Source organism: Acidovorax sp. GW458-11-26-14-TSB4 (genome assembly GCF_059423865.1).
In genome coordinates this window covers 641,091-656,901 of the sequence record NZ_JBWKYR010000001.1, presented here as the reverse complement: position 1 = coordinate 656,901, position 15,811 = coordinate 641,091, and the positions used below count along the sequence as shown (strand labels likewise).

The window sequence follows — 15,811 nt, the reverse complement described above, 5'->3', positions numbered from 1 at the left end:
GAGGCGCTGCGCGCCATCCCCCTGAGGGGGACGCCACCCGTGCGGCGGGGCGGCCCTTGCACGGTGGCACTGGCCTTGGTCGCGCGCATTGCATAGATTTCGCCCAAGGCAGAAGCCGGCGGGCAGACAAGCCGCGCAGCGGCTACCATGGCTTCTTCATCCACAGAGGAGCCCCGATGCCCGAGACCATCTACGATTTCGAAGCCCTGCAGATGAATGGGCAGAGCGTGCCGCTTTCGCAGTACCGCGGCAAGGTGCTGCTCATCGTCAACACGGCCAGCGCCTGCGGGTTCACACCGCAGTTCGGGGGGCTGGAGGAGCTGCACAAGGAGTATGCCAACCAGGGGCTGGTGGTGCTGGGCTTTCCCTGCAACCAGTTCGGCAGCCAGGACCCGGGCAGCAACGACGAGATCGCCAGCTTCTGCCAGCTCAACTACGGCGTGAGCTTTCCGATGATGGCCAAGATCGACGTCAACGGGGCCAATGCATCGCCCCTGTACAAATGGCTCAGTGCAGAGGCCCCGGGCCTTCTGGGCAGCAAGGCCATCAAGTGGAACTTCACCAAGTTCCTGGTAGGCAAGGATGGCAAGGTCATCCGCCGCTATGCCCCGCAGGACGCGCCCAAGAAGCTCGCGGGCGACATCGAGGCCGCGCTGGCCTGATTCAAGGAGCCTGCAGCCCCTGGGACGACGGTGCGCCAGGAACGGCGGCCGGCATCGCGCGGGCCGGGCGCACGCCCTGCGGTGGCAGGCCGAACAGCGGGCGCAGCCAGCGCGAACGACGCACCACAGCCGTCACGGCCCAGCAAGCCAGCACGGTGCCGGCCAGCAGCAACAGCGGCTCCAGCACCGGGCCAAGCTGCCACTGCGCCAGGGCCACCACCAGCACGATGATCGCGGTCTGGTGCAGCACATACCAGGGGTAGATCGCCTCCTGGGCCCAGCGCAGCCAGGGCCAGGGCCGGTTGAGCCGGTGGTGGGCCCACCCGAGGATGGCCAGCAGCATGCTCCACAGGTACAGGTCGGCCAGCACGCGCACGGCGGTGCGTGCCAGCCAGCCGCCCTGCTGCACGGCCGGGCCGCGCAGCGCGGTGAACAGCACCAGCAGCAGCAACGCCCCGGCCAGGGTGCGCCAGCGCAGGCGCACCAGCTCGGCCCACAGGCCGGCATCGAGCCCGATCCAGTAGCCGTACAGGAAGAGCGTGAAGTACACCGCGTGCAGCCAGGCGTCGTGGATGAGGTCGTGCGTGGGCGGGAAATGCCGCCACAGCAGCACCGAGTACAGCACCAGCGGCAGCACCGGCACGGCCCACAGCGCCAGGCCGCGCAAGCCCGCGAAGGCCTGGCGCAGACGCTGGCCGGAGGCCGACTCCAGCCAGGGCAGCAGCAGGGCCAGCGCCACGGTGTACACCCACAGGTAGGGCAGGTACCACAGGTGGTTCCAGGTGACTCCGGCCTCCCAGCCATCGAAAGCCCCGGCCGGCCAGGGGCCGCCGCCGTAGTAGCGCAGCAGAAAGGCGCCCAGGCCCGGGGCGATGAGCCCGTTGGCCACGCCCTGGGCATACGGCTGGTATGGAACCACCACGGCCATGCCGAACGCCAGGGGCAGCAGCAGGCGCCAGCTGCGCACCCGGACGATCCCGGCCACGGTCTGCCCCCGGCGCACCAGGCCGAACGCCAGGCCCGAGACCAGGAACACCAGGTCCATGCGCCACAGGTTCAGGGCCCGCATAGGGGCCTGCAGCCACTCGGCGGCATGCGGGCTCTTGAGGTGCCAGTGCCAGTCGGCCACGTAGTACATGGCGACGTGGTAGACGATGACCAGGGCGAAGGCCAGCGCGCGCAGGGCATCGATGTCGTGGCGCCGGGAATTGGGGTGGGATGGAGCAGTCATGGGCCCATGCTCGGCCGCCTCGGGGCCGCAGTGCGCCTTCGCGGGACCGGAAACGCCCCTTTTGGGACGAGCGGTGGCCTGCAGGGACGGGCCCGGGCGCCGGTCTTCCACGTCCTGCCTACACTTGCGCCATGTCACCGCCCACCCTGCCCTGGCCCGAACGCTACCGCCCCCTGCGCCGCCGTGCGGAGGTGGCGTTCTGGGCGGTCCTGCTGCTGGTGCAGGCGGCCTTCAACAGCGTGGTGACGCTGATCGACCTGCGCTCTGCCGGTCGGCAAGTGGCCGCTTGGGAACCAGCGCTGTGGGAACTGTCGAGCGTGCTGGTGGTGGGGCTGCTGATCCCGGCCATCGTGGCCTTCGAGCGGCGCTTTCCGCTGCACTGGGACACGCTGCGCCGCCACCTGCCCTGGCACCTGCTGGGCAGCATGGCCTACTGCAGCATCCACCTGGCCGGAATGATGGCCCTGCGCCACCTGGCCTATTCCACCATGGGCGCCGAGTACCGGCTGAGCGGCCCCTGGTGGGCGCAATGGGGCTACGAGTACCTCAAGGACGTGCGCACCTATGCGCTTATCGTGTGTGCCCTGGTGAGCTACCGCTTTCTGCTGCTGCGGCTGCAGGGCGAGGCGCGGGTGCTGGACCGGCCCGAGGAATCCCCCGCCGGCCCGCAATCGGCACCCTCCGCCGCATTGGCGGCTCAAACGCCGCCACCGCCCCTGCCGGCGCCACGCCCCGAACGCTTTCTGGTGCGCAAGCTGCGCCGCGAATTCCTGATCGCCGCCAGCGACATCGCCTGGCTGCAGGCCGAGGCCAACTATGTGGGCCTGCACGTCAACGGGCACGACTACCTGGTGCGCTCCACCCTGGCGGACTTCCTCACCCAGCTGGACCCGGCACGCTTCGTGCGCGTGCACCGCAGCTATGCCGTCAACCTGAACGCCGTGGCCGAAATCGAGCCGCTGGACAGCGGCGACGCCCGCCTGCGCATGAAGGATGGCAGCACCGTACCGTGCAGCCGGCGCTACCGCAGCGCGCTGGCGCAGCCGGGCACAGTGGTCTGATCAGCCGCCGGCAGCCCGCTGGAAGTGCTGCGTCAAGACGCCGTTCGGATAGGCCTGGTGCGCCTGCAGCGTCCAATGCTGCCGTTCCATTGCCTGGGGAGTGCCCCACAGCGGCAGGCCGGCCCCCAGCGTCACCGGAATGGTGGCCAGCATCAGGTGGTCCACCAGCCCTGCGCGCAGGAACTGCCCTGCCAGCTGGCCACCGCCCACCAGCCAGACCTGCCGCAACCCTTGTTCCTGCCACCGGGCCACCAGCGCCTGCGGCTGCGCTGCACCCCAGTGCACGCTGGGCGGCAGGGATCCATTCGAAGGCGCCTCCTGGTGGCTGAGCACCCAGGCCGGCCGTTCGCCATAGGGCCAGTCGCCGAAGGAGCGCGCCACCGCATAGGTGTTGCGCCCCATGGCCAGGCCGTCCACCCCGGCCATGAAATCCGCCAGGCCATAGTCGGTGCCGGCCTGCTCGAAGGGGTGCAGCCAATCGAGTTCGCCGCCCGGGCCGGCAATGAAGCCGTCCAGCGTGGCGGCCACGTAATAGGTCACCTGGGTCATGTGCAGGATGCCTCGTCGTTCAAGAAAGGGGGGCGAGAGGCCATCTCCGCCTCCACCTGGCGCAGCATGTCGGCCAGCGTCTTGCCGGGCTCCTGGCGAAAGCGCTCGGGCAGCACGGTGAGCTCGGCGATGCGGTCGATGCGAAAACCCCGGAAGTCGCCCCGCAGTTCGCACCAAGCCGACAGGGTCCAGACCTTGCCCCAGTAGAAGCAGCCCAGGGGCCGCAGGCGGCGCACGGTGGGTCGGCCCTGCACGTCGGCATAGTCGATCTGCACCACATGGCAGCTGTGCACCGCCTCGCGCAGTGTCTGCAGGGTGGCCTGGGCCCGCGGCCCCAGGCCCACCGAAGGCGCATAGAGCGCCTGGGACTCGGCGGCCACGCGCGCCTGCGGCGGCAGCACCGAGAGGATCTTGCCCAGCGCCCCTTCGACCTCGCGCGCCAGCCCGGCATCGAGCCAGGCCTGGGCCAGCCGCGCGGCAGCCACCAGGGCATTCGCCTCGCCCTGGCTGAACATCAACGGGGGCAAGTCAAAGCCCGCGCCCAGGCGGTAGCCCACGCCCGCCTCGCCCTCGATGGGCACGCCCTGGTGCTGCAGGTCGGCCACGTCGCGGTAGATGGTGCGCTGCGACACCTCCAGCCGCTCGGCCAGAAAGGCGGCGGTGGACAGGCGCCGCCCACGGATGAGCTGGACGATCTGGAACAGGCGGTCGGCACGGCGCATGAAAAAGGTCTGGAAGAAAAGGCAAAAAAGGAATGAAGGCGGGCAGGCCTCTAGCCTGCAGACGCCCCGCGGCGGCGCGGGCGCGGGCGCGGGACGGGCGCGGTGGCCGCCGGGTCCTGCACGCGCAGCAAGCGGCCCTGCTGCTCGATCACATGGCCTTCGGCCTCGAGCCGCTGCATCTGGCGCTCCACGCCGCCCGGGTACTTGGGGTTCAGGCTGCCGTCGGCCTTGAGCGTGCGCCAATACGGTGTGCCGGCCGGCGGCTCGGCGCCAGCGCTCTGGGCCGCCGCCACCTGCTCCGCCTCGTCGGCAGCGCGCGCCACCAGGGTGGCGAAGATGCCGGTGGTGACCACGCAGCCCACGTCGGCGCCCTGCGCCTGGGCCATGTCCGCCGCCAGGGCCCGCACCGTGGTCCAGCGCCCAGCGGGAATGCGGCGCATGGCGGCATCCACGTCGAGCGGCGAGGGCACGAGCATGCGCCCCTCGCCCAGCCGCGCACGCAGGGGTTCGGGGATGGGCTTGACCTGCGGCAGGTGCCGATAGCCGGCAAGCTTGTCGCGCCAGGAGGTGGTGGCCATGGCAGCAGCGGTGCAGCGGCCTAGATGCCGATGTGGATGGCCACGCGGTCGGGCCCGGCATAGGCCTCGAAGTCGGTGGTGAAGCGGCGCTTGATCTGCGGGTTCTCACCGAAATAGCGCCAGACCTCGCCCCAGGCGTCGATCACCATCTGCGGCATGGGGCCCTGGCCGTGGAATACCAGGTAATCGCCCGCCTCGATCTCCACCGTCGTGGCCTCGCCCACGATCTCCGCGCCCTCGGGGGCATCAACGCCCGCCGTGACGTCGAAGGCACCATGCTCGTTGGATTCGTAGGCGCTGTAGACGCCGAAGATGCGGCCGTCCGCGCCCGGTCGGGGCAGCTTGTGCTCCCAGCTTTCGCTGAAGAAGCGGTCCCACAGACCGCCAATGCGGGAGGTCTCGGGGTTCATCTCGTCGCTGTTGCGGGTGCGCACGGCAATGCCGGCAACGCGAAAGGCGGGGATCTTTTCGGAAACGGGTGGCATGCGGTTCTCTCTCTCTCTTGGTTTGTCAGGAGCCGTGATGGTGCAGCCCCCCTGCTGACAACCTTGTGTCAGCAGGATGGCGCGGCGCGCAGCAAATTGCAACCAGGGGAAAGAAGGGCGCGGCCGTTCCCGCACCCAGGCCGGGCTGCTGCCAAAGCGGTGTCAGCAGCCAGCCCGGGGAGAAGAGCGCCGGGTCCGTGGCTCAGGCGGCCGGGGTGGCGGTAACAGCTGCGGCGGCCGCCACCACGCTGCGGTAGCGGCGCGCACGCTCCAGCGTCTGGCCGGCCGCACGGGCGGGCATGCCATACATGTCGGCAAAGGCCTCCAGGGTCTGGCCGCTGGCCTCGAAGGCGCGCAGCAGGGCCTCGTCGCGGGCGTTGCGTGCCGACCACTCGGCAAAGGCCTCTTCGAGCAGGGCATTGGCCTCATCGTCACGGCCGGCCACCAGCTCGGTGTAGGCCTCGCGTGTCAGGCCCGAGGCCTCGAAGGCCTGGACCATGCGGTTGCGCAACTTGGGCAGCAGATCCTCGGTGGCGCGGGCCTTGTTGTTCTTTCGGCGGCGGTAGACCTCCAGCAGGGCGTGGTGCACATGCTCGGGGGCCATGGCCTCCACGGGCTGGCCAGCCAGGTCGTGGCGCTTGTCGCCCGCGGCCACGCTCTGCAGGTAGCGGGTGGAACGGGTGTGGATGCCCAGCGCCGCCTTGAGCGCCTCGCGCTCGAACAGTTCGGGGTGGGCGGCCTGCAGATCCTGGAAGATGCCGCGCTTGAGCGGGCGGAACACCGCACCGAAGAGCTGCGGGTACAGGCCGGCCAGCTGCTCCAGCACCGGGTGGGTGCGCGGCGGAGTGCGCTGGCCCGCAGGGCCTGCGGGTGCACCCGCTACGGCCTTGGCCTCCGCCTCCGGGGCGCGCTGGCCTGCGCCGCGCTGGCCGTTGTTGCCGCTGTGGTTGTTGCTGTTGCGGCCGCCCCGGCCGCCACGGCTGCGCCGGGCTTTGCCGGCAGGCGCGGCGGTGGCGCCCTCCCCGGCTTCGGCCACGGCGGGCGCTGCCGATGCGGCCTGGTCTGCCGTGGAGGCAGCGGCGCCGGGCGCGGCGATCTTCTGTTCTTGTTCTGGCACGTTGTCGGTCATGGCGTAGCGGAAAAGGAAGGGGGCAAGCAAGAAAACCCTCAATCATGCCAGCCTTGGCGCCTGGCGCCTAATCCGCTCGCTGGGCGACCATCCGGTCAGCGCGCCATCGCCGGTTCAGCGCGCTGCAGCCAAGGCCTCGTCCAGCACCTCGATCCAGTGGCGCACGGGCGTGGCCGTGCCGCTTTGCAGGTGCGTGATGCAGCCGATGTTGGCCGAGAGGATGGCCGTGGGCGGCTGCTCACCCAAGGCCTCGTCCAGCGCACCGAGCTTGCGGTCGCGCAGCTGGTACGACAGGCCGGGGTTGAGCACCGAATAGGTGCCCGCCGAGCCGCAACACAGGTGCGACTCGGTGCGCGCCACGCGCAGCGTGAACCCGAGCTTGGCGAGCTGCGTCTCCACCCCCCCGCGCAGCTTTTGCCCGTGCTGCAGCGTGCAAGGCGGGTGGTAGGCGTATTGCACATCGGCCGGCAGCTTCACACGCCCCGCCAGGCGCTCGGCCAGCTCGGGCAGCAGGTCCGGCAGCAATTCGGACAGGTCGCGCGTGAGGGCGCTGATGCGCGCGGCCTTGGCCGCGTACTGCGCATCGTCCTGCAGGATGTGGCCGTACTCCTTGACCGTGACGCCGCAGCCCGAGGCGTTCATCACGATGCACTCCACGCCGCCCGCCTCCACCAGCGGCCACCAGACATCGATGTTGGCGCGCATCTGAACCTTGCCGCCCTCCTGGTCGTTGAGGTGGAACTTGACGGCACCGCAGCAGCCCGCCTTGGGCGCCACCAGGGTCTGTATGCCCGCGGCGTCGAGCACGCGCGCCGTGGCGGTGTTGATGCCGGGCATCATCGCGGGCTGCACGCAGCCGGCCAGCATGAGCACCTTGCGCGCATGCTCCCTCGCCGGCCAGGCGCCAGGGTTCTGCGGCGCCGGCACCTTGGCCTTGAGGGCCTTGGGCAGCAGGCCGCGCACCATCTGCCCGGCCTTCATGGCGGGGGCGAACAGCGGCGAGGGCAGCCCCTCCTTGAGCGCCCAGCGCAAGGCCTTCTCGCCCAGGGGGCGCGGCACTTTTTCGTCGACGATCTTGCGGCCGATGTCGACCAGGTGGCCGTACTGCACGCCGCTCGGGCAGGTGCTCTCGCAGTTGCGGCAGGTCAGGCAGCGGTCCAGGTGCATCTGGGTGGCGCGCGTCGGCGCCTGCCCTTCGAGCACCTGCTTGATCAGGTAGATGCGGCCACGCGGGCCATCGAGCTCGTCGCCCAGCAGCTGGTAGGTAGGGCAGGTGGCGGTGCAGAAGCCGCAGTGCACGCACTTGCGCAGGATGGCTTCGGCTTCGAGTCCATCGGCGCGGGCGCGGTATTCAGGGGAGAGTTGGGTTTGCATGGTGCATGCCTGGTCGGGGGACTATTTTTTCTGGAGCTCGGGGGGTGCAGCCGCGGGTACCGGCCTGTGCAGCGGATGGCGCAGGCGCGCGCGGTCGGCCCAAAGGGGCGGCAGCGACAGGACCAGCAGCACCAATGCCAGGGGCACCACGAACACGAAGCCCACATGCTTGAAACCAGCGGCACCGGCCACGCCGCCCACCAGGAACATGGCCAGCAGCCCCGCGAACAGGCGCAGGCGCGCCTGGTTGGCGCGCACCAGGGCCTGGGCGGGCGTGCCGGCGCGGTTCCAGTACAGCATCTTGCCCAGCTCAATGCCCAGGTCGGTCACCACGCCGGTCATGTGGGTGGTGCGGATCTGGGACGCAGACATCTTGGTCACGGTGGCGTTCTGCAAGCCCATGATGAAGGACAGCAGCAGCACGGTGGCTGGCACGGCGAACGGCGTATGCCAGCGCAGCGTGATGGCGCCCACCAGGCCGAAGACCAGCATCAGCGCCCCCACGAGCAGCAGGGGCAGCGCATAGCTGCTGTGCAGGTGCCGCTGCCGCCCCCAGTTGACCAGCACGGCCGTCATCGCCGCACCGCTGGTAAAGGCCAGCAGGGCCCCCAGCGCACCGAGCACCAGCGCCATATTGCCCAGCACCAGGTTGTCGGCCAGCATGGAGACGAATCCCGTCATGTGCGAGGTATACAGGTGCACCACCAAAAAGCCACCAGCGTTCACGGCACCTGCATTGAAGGCCAGCAGCAGGCCCAGCACGCGGTTGCTGGCCACCGTGCGGTGGTGGCCCGTGAGGTGGCGCAGGCGGCGCATGCCAGGAGGCCTACCAGCCCGGGGCCATGCGGCCGGGGTTGAAAATGCCAGCTGGATCGAAGCTGTGCTTGAGGCGCGCATGGATCTGCTCCAGCGCGCGCGAGGGCAGTGCGGCGTGGCCCGTCCCGCCCGGCTCGCGCGCCTGGGGTGCCCGGAACATCGCCGCACTTCCGCCTGCAGCGCGCGCAGCCTCGCGCAAAGCATCGCCGGCAGCTTCGGGGGCCTGCACCCAGCGCAGCGCGCCATGCCATTCGACCAGCGGCTGGGCCCCACCAGGCAAGTCCATAGCGGGTGCCGTGGCGGGCAGCGAAAGGCGCCACAGGGCGTGGTCGGGCTGGCGTGCGGAAAACCAGGGCAGCGTCTGGTCGCGGCATGCGTTCCAATCCACGGCCACGGCAGCAGCCTCCAGGCGCTCGCCGCCCATGCTGCGGCAGGCCGCATTCACGGCGGCCACGGCGCCACGCAGGCGCAGGTGCAGCACCCCGGCCTCCCAGCGGCTGGCATTGAGGGGCAGGGGCTGGCCGCCCCAGGCATGCAGGCGGCGCAGCGCCTCGTCCTGGCCGCATTCGAAGCGCAGCGTGGCCTCGGCCGGCACCACGGGCAGCACCTTGAGGCTGACCTCGGTGAGCAGGCCCAGCGTGCCCCAGGAACCCGCCATGAGGCGCGGCACGTCATAGCCCGCCACGTTCTTCATGACCTGCCCGCCAAAGGTCAGCAGCTCGGCTTGGCCGTTGAGCAGCACCACGCCCAGCAGGTAGTCGCGCACGGCCCCCACGCTGGCGCGCGCCGGGCCCGAGAGGCCGGCCGCCACCATGCCACCGACCGTGGCGGCCTGCGGCTGCACCCCGAAGTGCGGGGGCTCGAAAGGCAGGCACTGGCCCTGGGCGGCCAGGGCCGCCTCCAGTTCGGCCAGCGGCGTGCCGGCGCGCACGGTGACGACCAGCTCGCTCGGCTCGTAGTCGACGATGCCCTGGAGCACCCGGGTGTCCAGCACCTCGCCGTGCAGGGCCAGGCCGTGGAAGTCCTTGCTTCCGCCGCCGCGGATGCGCAAAGGGGTCTGGTCGGCCGCGGCGGCACGCACGCGTTCGGTGATCTGGGCAAGGGCGAAATCCATGCCGTGCATCGTAGCGGCTGCACCCTGCCCGGGCCCCTGGCAAGGCTGTGAATTTTTTGAACGGCCGGCGTGAGGTTCGCAATCGGCTCTTGCGCTGCCCTCCAATGAAAAACCCGCCGAGGGGCGGGTTGCTCAAAAAGAAGCCCGCCGGGTGGCGGGCCAAGGGATCCGAGGAGGATTCCGAGGAGACTCTCGCAGAAAAATCAAACGGTTCAAAAAAGCCGGGTGGTCAGGGCTGCGGCACCACCAGACACCGCAGCCCCGGCCGATCCCGTCAACGGCTGTACGCCGTTTCGCCGTGCGAAGTGATGTCCAGGCCTTCGCGTTCAGCCTCTTCCGAGACACGCAGACCCACGGTGAGGTCCACGATCTTGTAGGCGATGAAGGACACCACGCCCGACCACACGATGGTCAACAGCACTGCCTTGGTCTGGGTCCACACCTGTGCGGCGATGGAGTAGTCCGCAGATGTCACCATGGTGGCCGTGACCCAGTCCGCCACATAGCCGGGGCCGCCCAGGCTGGGGGCGTTGAACACGCCAGTCAACAGTGCGCCAACAATGCCGCCGATACCGTGCACGCCGAACACGTCCAGCGAATCGTCGGCACCCAGCATTTTCTTGAGGCCGTTCACACCCCACAGGCAAGCAAAGCCACCCACCAGGCCGATGACCAGTGCACCACCGATGCCCACGTTGCCGGCAGCTGGCGTGATGGCCACCAGACCGGCGACGGCACCCGAGGCAGCACCCAGCATGGATGCCTTGCCGCGTGCCAGCGCCTCACCGATACACCAGGCCAGCACGGCTGCAGCCGTGGCCACCAGCGTGTTGATGAAGGCCAGGGCGGCAAAGCCGTTGGCTTCGAGTGCGGAGCCGGCATTGAAGCCGAACCAGCCCACCCACAGGAGCGAAGCACCCACCATGGTCAGCGTCAGGCTGTGCGGCGCCATGGCTTCCTTGCCGTAGCCGATGCGCTTGCCCACCATGAATGCGCCCACCAGGCCAGCCACAGCAGCGTTGATGTGCACCACGGTACCGCCAGCGAAGTCCAACGCACCCCACTGCCAGATCTGGCCGGCCTTGCCGGTCATGGCATCGACGACTTCCTTGCCTGTGTAGGCATCAGGACCCATCCAGAACCACACCATGTGGGCGATCGGCAGGTAGCTGAAGGTGAACCACAGCACCATGAACAGCATGACGGCACCGAACTTGATGCGCTCGGCGAAGGCGCCGACGATCAGGGCACAGGTGATGCCGGCAAAGGTGGCCTGGAAGGCTGCGAACACCACTTCCGGAATCACCACACCCTTGCTGAAGGTCGCAGCATTGGCAAAGGTGCCGGCTGCGTTGTCCCAGATGCCTTTCATGAACAGGCGATCAAAGCCGCCAATGAACGCACTTCCTTCGGTGAACGCCAGGCTGTAGCCGTAGATGAACCACAGCACCACGATCATCGAGAAGGTGACCATGACCTGCATGAGTACGGAGAGCATGTTCTTGCTGCGCACCAGGCCACCGTAGAACAGGGCCAGGCCGGGCAGGACCATCAGGATCACGAGGATGGTGGAGGTCATCATCCAGGCGGTGTCGCCCTTGTTGGGCACGGGGGCAGCTGCAGCAGCAGGTGCGGCTTCGGCCGCAGCAGGAGCTGCCGCAGGGGCAGCGGCGGGTGCCGCAGCAGGGGCAGCAGCCGCTGGCACCGACGCCGCAGGCTCGGCGGCAGGTGCCTGGGCCAGCGACAGTCCACCGACCGACAGCAGGCTCAACCCCAGGATGAAGGAAGCAAGCAATTTTTTCATGGCTTTTTTTCTCTTGTGTGTGATGCGGCGTGCCCCTTAGAGGGCTTCCTTGCCGGTTTCGCCGGTGCGGATGCGCACCACCTGCTCGAGGTGCGTCACGAAGATCTTGCCGTCACCGATCTTGCCGGTGCGGGCAGCGGCCTCGATGGCCTCGATCACGCGGTCCACCAACTCGTCCGCCACTGCGGCCTCGATCTTGACCTTGGGCAGGAAGTCGACCACGTACTCCGCGCCGCGGTACAGCTCCGTGTGCCCCTTCTGGCGCCCGAAGCCCTTGACCTCGGTCACCGTGATCCCCTGAACCCCGATGTCCGACAGGGCTTCACGCACCTCGTCGAGCTTGAAGGGCTTGATGATGGCTGTCACCATTTTCATTTTTGGTTCCTCCGGAAGGGGCGCTCTGCGCGCCCCCAAAAGATTTACAGGGTTTTGGTCAGCGTCACGATCACGCGCGACTTGTTGACGGGACCAAAGTAGTCCTTCTTGTTGGCGCCGACCACGGCAGCACCCAGGGACAGGCCCGAACCGAAGTCATAGGCACCGCCGACGCTGTAGTCGATGTAGTTGGGGGCCGCGATGTCGCCGCCAAAGCGCGTGTAGCCCACGGACGCCTTGAGCATGACCTTGGGCATCACTTCCTGGGCGAATGCCAGGTTCAGGTAGCCGGTGTTGCGGCCCTTGAAGCCGGGGCCGGCATAGGCGAAGTAGTCCTTGGACAGCGTGTGCGAGTACTTGGCCGTCACGGGCCCGAAGGTGGCGGCGCCATAGACTTCGGTGGTGTTGCCGTTGCTGTTGCCGGGGTAGATGTAGGTCAAGAGGCCCACATCCAGGTCGGCGCCGCCGGCCTTGAACTTGTAGCCGCCGTAGATGTCGGACTCGATGGAGTTACCCGAGAGCCAGTCGACGCTGGAATTCCAGTTGCCGACATAGAAACCGGACTCGCCGAAGGCGTAGTCGAAGCCGCCCTGGATCGCGGGCTTGACAGCCTTGACCTTGGAGACATCCTGGTCCTGGCCACGGAACTTGTAGTTCGAGGTCAGGCTGACGTTGCCGGTCAGCTGGGCACTGGCCAGCAGGGGCAGGGTTGCAACAAGGGCAGCGCCCAGGAACTTGATGGATGCGCGGGTCATGTTTCCTCCGGTTGGACAAAGTAGGGACAAGCGCTTTAAGCATGGACCGTGCCACGCGCCACCAACGGGCCGTGGCACCTGCGGGCGGGGCAGATGGGGATTCCCTATTAAAGTGAGGGTTGAGGGGACTTTGCAAATGCACCACGGTGGTGCAACTGTGAAGCAGTTCACGCCGCCCCACCATAAAACGCACCCATCTGGGGAGAAAGTCGACCATGAGTCTTGCTTTGGTGCAAAGTCGCGCCCTTCTGGGGCTGCAGGCACCGGCCGTCACCGTTGAAGTGCACCTGGCCAACGGCCTGCCCAGCTTCACGCTGGTGGGCCTGGCTGAAGTGGAAGTGAAGGAGGCACGCGAGCGCGTGCGCTCGGCACTGCAGAACGCGGGCCTGGAGTTTCCCCACAACAAGAGGATCACGGTCAACCTCGCCCCGGCGGACCTGCCCAAGGATTCGGGCCGGTTCGACCTGCCCATCGCCCTGGGCATTCTGGCGGCCAGCGGACAGATCGATGGCAGCCGCCTTGCAGGCCACGAATTCGCGGGGGAGTTGTCGCTCTCAGGCGAACTGCGCCCGGTGCGCGGGGCGCTGGCCACCAGCCTGGCGCTGCAGACCCAGCACATCAGCACGCAACTGGTGCTGCCCCCCGGCAGTGCCGAAGAAGCCGCCCTGGTGCCCGATGCCCAGGTGGTGCGCGCACGCCACCTGCTCGACGTGGTGCGCGCCTTCCTGCCGCCCGGCACGCCGGCCCCCGAAGGAGACGACGATGGCTTTACCCGCCTGCAGCCCACGCCCATGGCCACCGGGCTGCAGGGCCCCGACATGGCCGACGTGAAAGGCCAGGCCATGGCCAAGCGCGCCCTGGAGATCGCTGCGGCCGGCGGCCACAGTGTGCTGATGGCCGGGCCGCCCGGCTCAGGAAAATCCATGCTCGCACAGCGCTTTGCCGGCCTGCTGCCACCCATGGCGGTGCAGGAGGCGCTGGAAAGCGCCGCCATCTCCAGCCTGGCCGGCCGCTTCAGCCCCGAGCGCTGGGGCCTGCGCCCCACAGGGCAGCCCCATCACACGGCCAGCGCCGTGGCGCTGGTCGGAGGGGGCTCACCGCCTCGGCCTGGCGAGATCTCGCTGGCGCACCATGGAGTGCTCTTCCTCGACGAATTTCCCGAGTTCACCCGCGCTGCGCTGGAGGCGCTGCGCGAACCCCTGGAGACCGGCCACATCACCATCTCCCGCGCAGCGCAAAGGGCCGATTTTCCAGCCCGATTTCAAATGGTGGCCGCCATGAACCCGTGCCCCTGCGGATTTCTCGGCTCCACCCAGCGCGCCTGCCGCTGCACGCCGGACCAGATCTCACGTTACCAGGGCAAGCTCAGCGGGCCCCTGCTGGACCGCATCGACCTGCACGTGGAAGTGCCCGCCGTGCCCTCGGAGCAATTGCTCAAGGCGCCGCCCGGCGAATCCAGTGCCGCCATCCGCGAGCGCGTGGTGCAGGCGCGGGAACGGGCCCTGGCGCGCCAGGGCAAGACCAACCAGGCGCTGCAGGGCCAGGAGATCGACGAGCACTTGCACCTGGACGATGCGGCCGCCAAGTTCCTCAACACCGCGGCCGCGCGCCTGGGCTGGTCGGCGCGCAGCACGCACCGTGCGCTCAAGGTGGCGCGCACCATCGCCGACCTGGCGGGGGCCGACGCCACCGCCGTCGGCCACGTGGCCGAGGCCGTCCAATACCGCCGCGTACTGCGCAGTCCGGCCTGAACGCTATAGTCTCTTTACCTTCTGCAGCATCACCCCATGGCCAGCGCTTCCTCCCCCACCCTCGCACCCACCGCCACCGACGTGGTCGACAACAGCTATCTGCGCACCCTGGTGGGCTACAACGCGCGCCGGGCCTCGCTGTCCATCATCGAGGTGTTCATGGAGCGCATGGCGGTCTATGGGCTCAAGGTGGTGGATTTCTCGGTGCTCTCGCTGGTGGCGCACAACCCCGGCATCACCTCGCGCCAGCTGTGCTCCACACTGGGCGTGCTGCCACCCAACCTGGTGGGACTGATCGCGGCGCTGGACCGGCGCGGCCTGATCGAGCGCCGCCCGCACCCGAGCGACGGGCGCGCGATGGGCCTGCACCTGACACCTGCGGGCGAGGACCTGTGCGGCCAGGCCGAGCAGACCGCCGCCCAGCTGGAAATCGACGCCACTGCGCGCCTTACGGCCACCGAGCGCAAGACGCTGATCCGTCTGCTGCAAAAGATCTACGACTGACCGGCCCGCCCTTCAAGCCGCCTTCGGCTTGTCCAGCCCCAGCAGGCGCACCGCATTGCCCTTGAGGATGCCGGGCATCACCTCGGGCTTGAAGCCGGCTTCCTGGAAATCCTTCATCCAGCGCTCGGGCGTGATCAGCGGGTAGTCGCTGCCGAACAGGATGCGGTCCTTGAGCAGGGTGTTGGAATACTGCACCAGCTGCTTGGGGAAGTACTTGGGGCTCCAGCCCGACAGGTCGATCCAGACGTTGGGCTTGTGCGTGGCGACCGAGAGCGCCTCGTCCTGCCAGGGGAAGCTGGGGTGCGCCATCACGATCTGCATGTCCGGGAAGTCGATGGCCACGTCGTCCAGGTGCATGGGGTTGCTGTACTCCAGGCGCAGGCCGCCGCCGCAGCGCATGCCGCTGCCGATGCCGCTGTGGCCGGTGTGGAAGATGGCCGGCAGGCCGTACTCGGCGATCACCTCGTAGATCGGCCAGGCCATCTGGTCGTAGGGGTGGTAGCCCTGCACTGTGGGGTGGAACTTGAAGCCCTTGACGCCGTGCTCCTCGATCAGCCGGCGCGCCTCGCGCGCACCCATCTTGCCCTTGTGCGGGTCGATGCTGGCAAAGGCCACCATCATGTCGCTGTTGGCCTTGGCGGCCTCGGCGATCTCTTCGTTGGGGATGCGCCGGCGGCCCATCTTGGACTCGGCGTCCACCGTGAACATCACCAGGCCGATCTTCTGCTCGCGGTAGTAGGCCACCGTCTCGGCAATCGTGGGGCGGCGGCCGTTCTTGAAGTACTTGTCGGCCGCGCGGTCGTACTCCTCGCCGTAGTTGTCGAACGGGTTCCAGCAGCTCACCTCGGCGTGGGTGTGGATGTCGATGGCGATCAGGTTCTCGTGGTCCATATCTGTCTCC

The 15,811-nt window shown here is 68.6% G+C and carries 17 protein-coding genes; 4 read left to right on the top strand and 13 right to left on the bottom strand.

Features of this window, described 5'->3' with window-relative positions:
* The first annotated feature begins 176 nt into the window (after window positions 1-176).
* Window positions 177-662 carry a glutathione peroxidase gene (locus AC07X5_RS03110; protein WP_409957910.1) on the top strand — a complete coding sequence of 162 codons (486 nt, stop codon included), beginning with the start codon at window positions 177-179 and terminating at the stop codon, window positions 660-662.
* A 1-nt stretch (window position 663) separates the two neighbouring features.
* Here AC07X5_RS03110 and AC07X5_RS03105 read toward each other — a convergent pair whose 3' ends face one another.
* The gene (locus AC07X5_RS03105; protein WP_494769019.1) at window positions 664-1,893 is read right to left on the bottom strand and encodes an acyltransferase family protein; all 1,230 of its coding nucleotides are present in this window, start codon (window positions 1,891-1,893) and stop codon (window positions 664-666) included.
* A gap of 131 nt (window positions 1,894-2,024) precedes the next feature.
* Between AC07X5_RS03105 and AC07X5_RS03100 the strand changes: the two genes are divergently transcribed.
* Complete coding sequence (locus AC07X5_RS03100) at window positions 2,025-2,954, top strand: LytTR family DNA-binding domain-containing protein (protein ID WP_494769018.1); 930 nt, start codon at window positions 2,025-2,027, stop codon at window positions 2,952-2,954.
* Here AC07X5_RS03100 and AC07X5_RS03095 read toward each other — a convergent pair whose 3' ends face one another.
* The 11 genes from AC07X5_RS03095 to AC07X5_RS03045 all read right to left on the bottom strand — a co-directional run bounded on the left by AC07X5_RS03095 (window position 2,955) and on the right by AC07X5_RS03045 (window position 12,655).
* Window positions 2,955-3,503 carry a dihydrofolate reductase family protein gene (locus tag AC07X5_RS03095; protein ID WP_494769017.1) on the bottom strand — a complete coding sequence of 183 codons (549 nt, stop codon included), beginning with the start codon at window positions 3,501-3,503 and terminating at the stop codon, window positions 2,955-2,957.
* Window positions 3,500-4,225, bottom strand: coding sequence for a helix-turn-helix transcriptional regulator (locus tag AC07X5_RS03090; RefSeq protein WP_409957917.1), 726 nt, complete (start codon window positions 4,223-4,225; stop codon window positions 3,500-3,502). The genes AC07X5_RS03095 and AC07X5_RS03090 overlap by 4 nt, the downstream gene beginning before the upstream one ends.
* Before the next feature lie 50 nt (window positions 4,226-4,275).
* Window positions 4,276-4,803 (bottom strand): MGMT family protein, encoded by a 528-nt coding sequence (locus tag AC07X5_RS03085; protein ID WP_494769016.1) that lies wholly within the window; start codon window positions 4,801-4,803, stop codon window positions 4,276-4,278.
* Between the two features lie 20 nt (window positions 4,804-4,823).
* Window positions 4,824-5,288 carry a GyrI-like domain-containing protein gene (locus AC07X5_RS03080; RefSeq protein ID WP_494769015.1) on the bottom strand — a complete coding sequence of 155 codons (465 nt, stop codon included), beginning with the start codon at window positions 5,286-5,288 and terminating at the stop codon, window positions 4,824-4,826.
* Between the two features lie 202 nt (window positions 5,289-5,490).
* Window positions 5,491-6,417, bottom strand: coding sequence for a ProQ/FINO family protein (locus AC07X5_RS03075; protein ID WP_494769450.1), 927 nt, complete (start codon window positions 6,415-6,417; stop codon window positions 5,491-5,493).
* 114 nt (window positions 6,418-6,531) lie between these two features.
* Entirely contained in the window at window positions 6,532-7,791 is a 1,260-nt protein-coding gene (gene glcF, locus AC07X5_RS03070) for a glycolate oxidase subunit GlcF (protein ID WP_494769014.1), read from the bottom strand.
* Between the two features lie 21 nt (window positions 7,792-7,812).
* A complete protein-coding gene (locus AC07X5_RS03065) occupies window positions 7,813-8,607 on the bottom strand; it encodes a YoaK family protein (protein ID WP_409961506.1) in 795 nt (264 codons plus the stop codon).
* 10 nt (window positions 8,608-8,617) lie between these two features.
* Window positions 8,618-9,730, bottom strand: coding sequence for a glycolate oxidase subunit GlcE (gene glcE / locus AC07X5_RS03060; RefSeq protein ID WP_494769013.1), 1,113 nt, complete (start codon window positions 9,728-9,730; stop codon window positions 8,618-8,620).
* A 265-nt stretch (window positions 9,731-9,995) separates the two neighbouring features.
* A complete protein-coding gene (gene amt, locus AC07X5_RS03055) occupies window positions 9,996-11,525 on the bottom strand; it encodes an ammonium transporter (protein WP_494769012.1) in 1,530 nt (509 codons plus the stop codon).
* Between the two features lie 36 nt (window positions 11,526-11,561).
* On the bottom strand, window positions 11,562-11,900 hold the full coding sequence (gene glnK / locus AC07X5_RS03050; RefSeq protein WP_007851823.1) for a P-II family nitrogen regulator: 339 nt from the start codon (window positions 11,898-11,900) through the stop codon (window positions 11,562-11,564).
* A gap of 44 nt (window positions 11,901-11,944) precedes the next feature.
* On the bottom strand, window positions 11,945-12,655 hold the full coding sequence (locus AC07X5_RS03045; RefSeq protein ID WP_494769011.1) for a TorF family putative porin: 711 nt from the start codon (window positions 12,653-12,655) through the stop codon (window positions 11,945-11,947).
* Between the two features lie 215 nt (window positions 12,656-12,870).
* On the opposite strand from AC07X5_RS03045, the gene AC07X5_RS03040 reads away from it, so the two are divergent.
* Window positions 12,871-14,406, top strand: a complete 1,536-nt coding sequence (locus AC07X5_RS03040) for a YifB family Mg chelatase-like AAA ATPase (RefSeq protein ID WP_494769010.1) — start codon at window positions 12,871-12,873, stop codon at window positions 14,404-14,406.
* 36 nt (window positions 14,407-14,442) lie between these two features.
* Window positions 14,443-14,910, top strand: a complete 468-nt coding sequence (locus AC07X5_RS03035; RefSeq protein WP_409964285.1) for a MarR family winged helix-turn-helix transcriptional regulator — start codon at window positions 14,443-14,445, stop codon at window positions 14,908-14,910.
* A gap of 12 nt (window positions 14,911-14,922) precedes the next feature.
* On the opposite strand, the gene AC07X5_RS03030 is transcribed toward AC07X5_RS03035, so the two are convergent.
* Window positions 14,923-15,801, bottom strand: coding sequence for an amidohydrolase family protein (locus AC07X5_RS03030; protein WP_494769009.1), 879 nt, complete (start codon window positions 15,799-15,801; stop codon window positions 14,923-14,925).
* Window positions 15,802-15,811: the final 10 nt, after the last annotated feature.

Bases quoted from the DNA above. Each gene is read 5' to 3' on its own strand.
- AC07X5_RS03110 (WP_409957910.1), top strand. From the start codon at position 177: ATGCCCGAGACCATCTACGATTTCGAAGCCCTGCAGATGAATGGGCAG.
- AC07X5_RS03105 (WP_494769019.1), bottom strand. From the start codon at position 1,893: ATGACTGCTCCATCCCACCCCAATTCCCGGCGCCACGACATCGATGCC.
- AC07X5_RS03100 (WP_494769018.1), top strand. From the start codon at position 2,025: ATGTCACCGCCCACCCTGCCCTGGCCCGAACGCTACCGCCCCCTGCGC.
- AC07X5_RS03095 (WP_494769017.1), bottom strand. From the start codon at position 3,503: ATGACCCAGGTGACCTATTACGTGGCCGCCACGCTGGACGGCTTCATT.
- AC07X5_RS03090 (WP_409957917.1), bottom strand. From the start codon at position 4,225: ATGCGCCGTGCCGACCGCCTGTTCCAGATCGTCCAGCTCATCCGTGGG.
- AC07X5_RS03085 (WP_494769016.1), bottom strand. From the start codon at position 4,803: ATGGCCACCACCTCCTGGCGCGACAAGCTTGCCGGCTATCGGCACCTG.
- AC07X5_RS03080 (WP_494769015.1), bottom strand. From the start codon at position 5,288: ATGCCACCCGTTTCCGAAAAGATCCCCGCCTTTCGCGTTGCCGGCATT.
- AC07X5_RS03075 (WP_494769450.1), bottom strand. From the start codon at position 6,417: ATGACCGACAACGTGCCAGAACAAGAACAGAAGATCGCCGCGCCCGGC.
- glcF (WP_494769014.1), bottom strand. From the start codon at position 7,791: ATGCAAACCCAACTCTCCCCTGAATACCGCGCCCGCGCCGATGGACTC.
- AC07X5_RS03065 (WP_409961506.1), bottom strand. From the start codon at position 8,607: ATGCGCCGCCTGCGCCACCTCACGGGCCACCACCGCACGGTGGCCAGC.
- glcE (WP_494769013.1), bottom strand. From the start codon at position 9,730: ATGCACGGCATGGATTTCGCCCTTGCCCAGATCACCGAACGCGTGCGT.
- amt (WP_494769012.1), bottom strand. From the start codon at position 11,525: ATGAAAAAATTGCTTGCTTCCTTCATCCTGGGGTTGAGCCTGCTGTCG.
- glnK (WP_007851823.1), bottom strand. From the start codon at position 11,900: ATGAAAATGGTGACAGCCATCATCAAGCCCTTCAAGCTCGACGAGGTG.
- AC07X5_RS03045 (WP_494769011.1), bottom strand. From the start codon at position 12,655: ATGACCCGCGCATCCATCAAGTTCCTGGGCGCTGCCCTTGTTGCAACC.
- AC07X5_RS03040 (WP_494769010.1), top strand. From the start codon at position 12,871: ATGAGTCTTGCTTTGGTGCAAAGTCGCGCCCTTCTGGGGCTGCAGGCA.
- AC07X5_RS03035 (WP_409964285.1), top strand. From the start codon at position 14,443: ATGGCCAGCGCTTCCTCCCCCACCCTCGCACCCACCGCCACCGACGTG.
- AC07X5_RS03030 (WP_494769009.1), bottom strand. From the start codon at position 15,801: ATGGACCACGAGAACCTGATCGCCATCGACATCCACACCCACGCCGAG.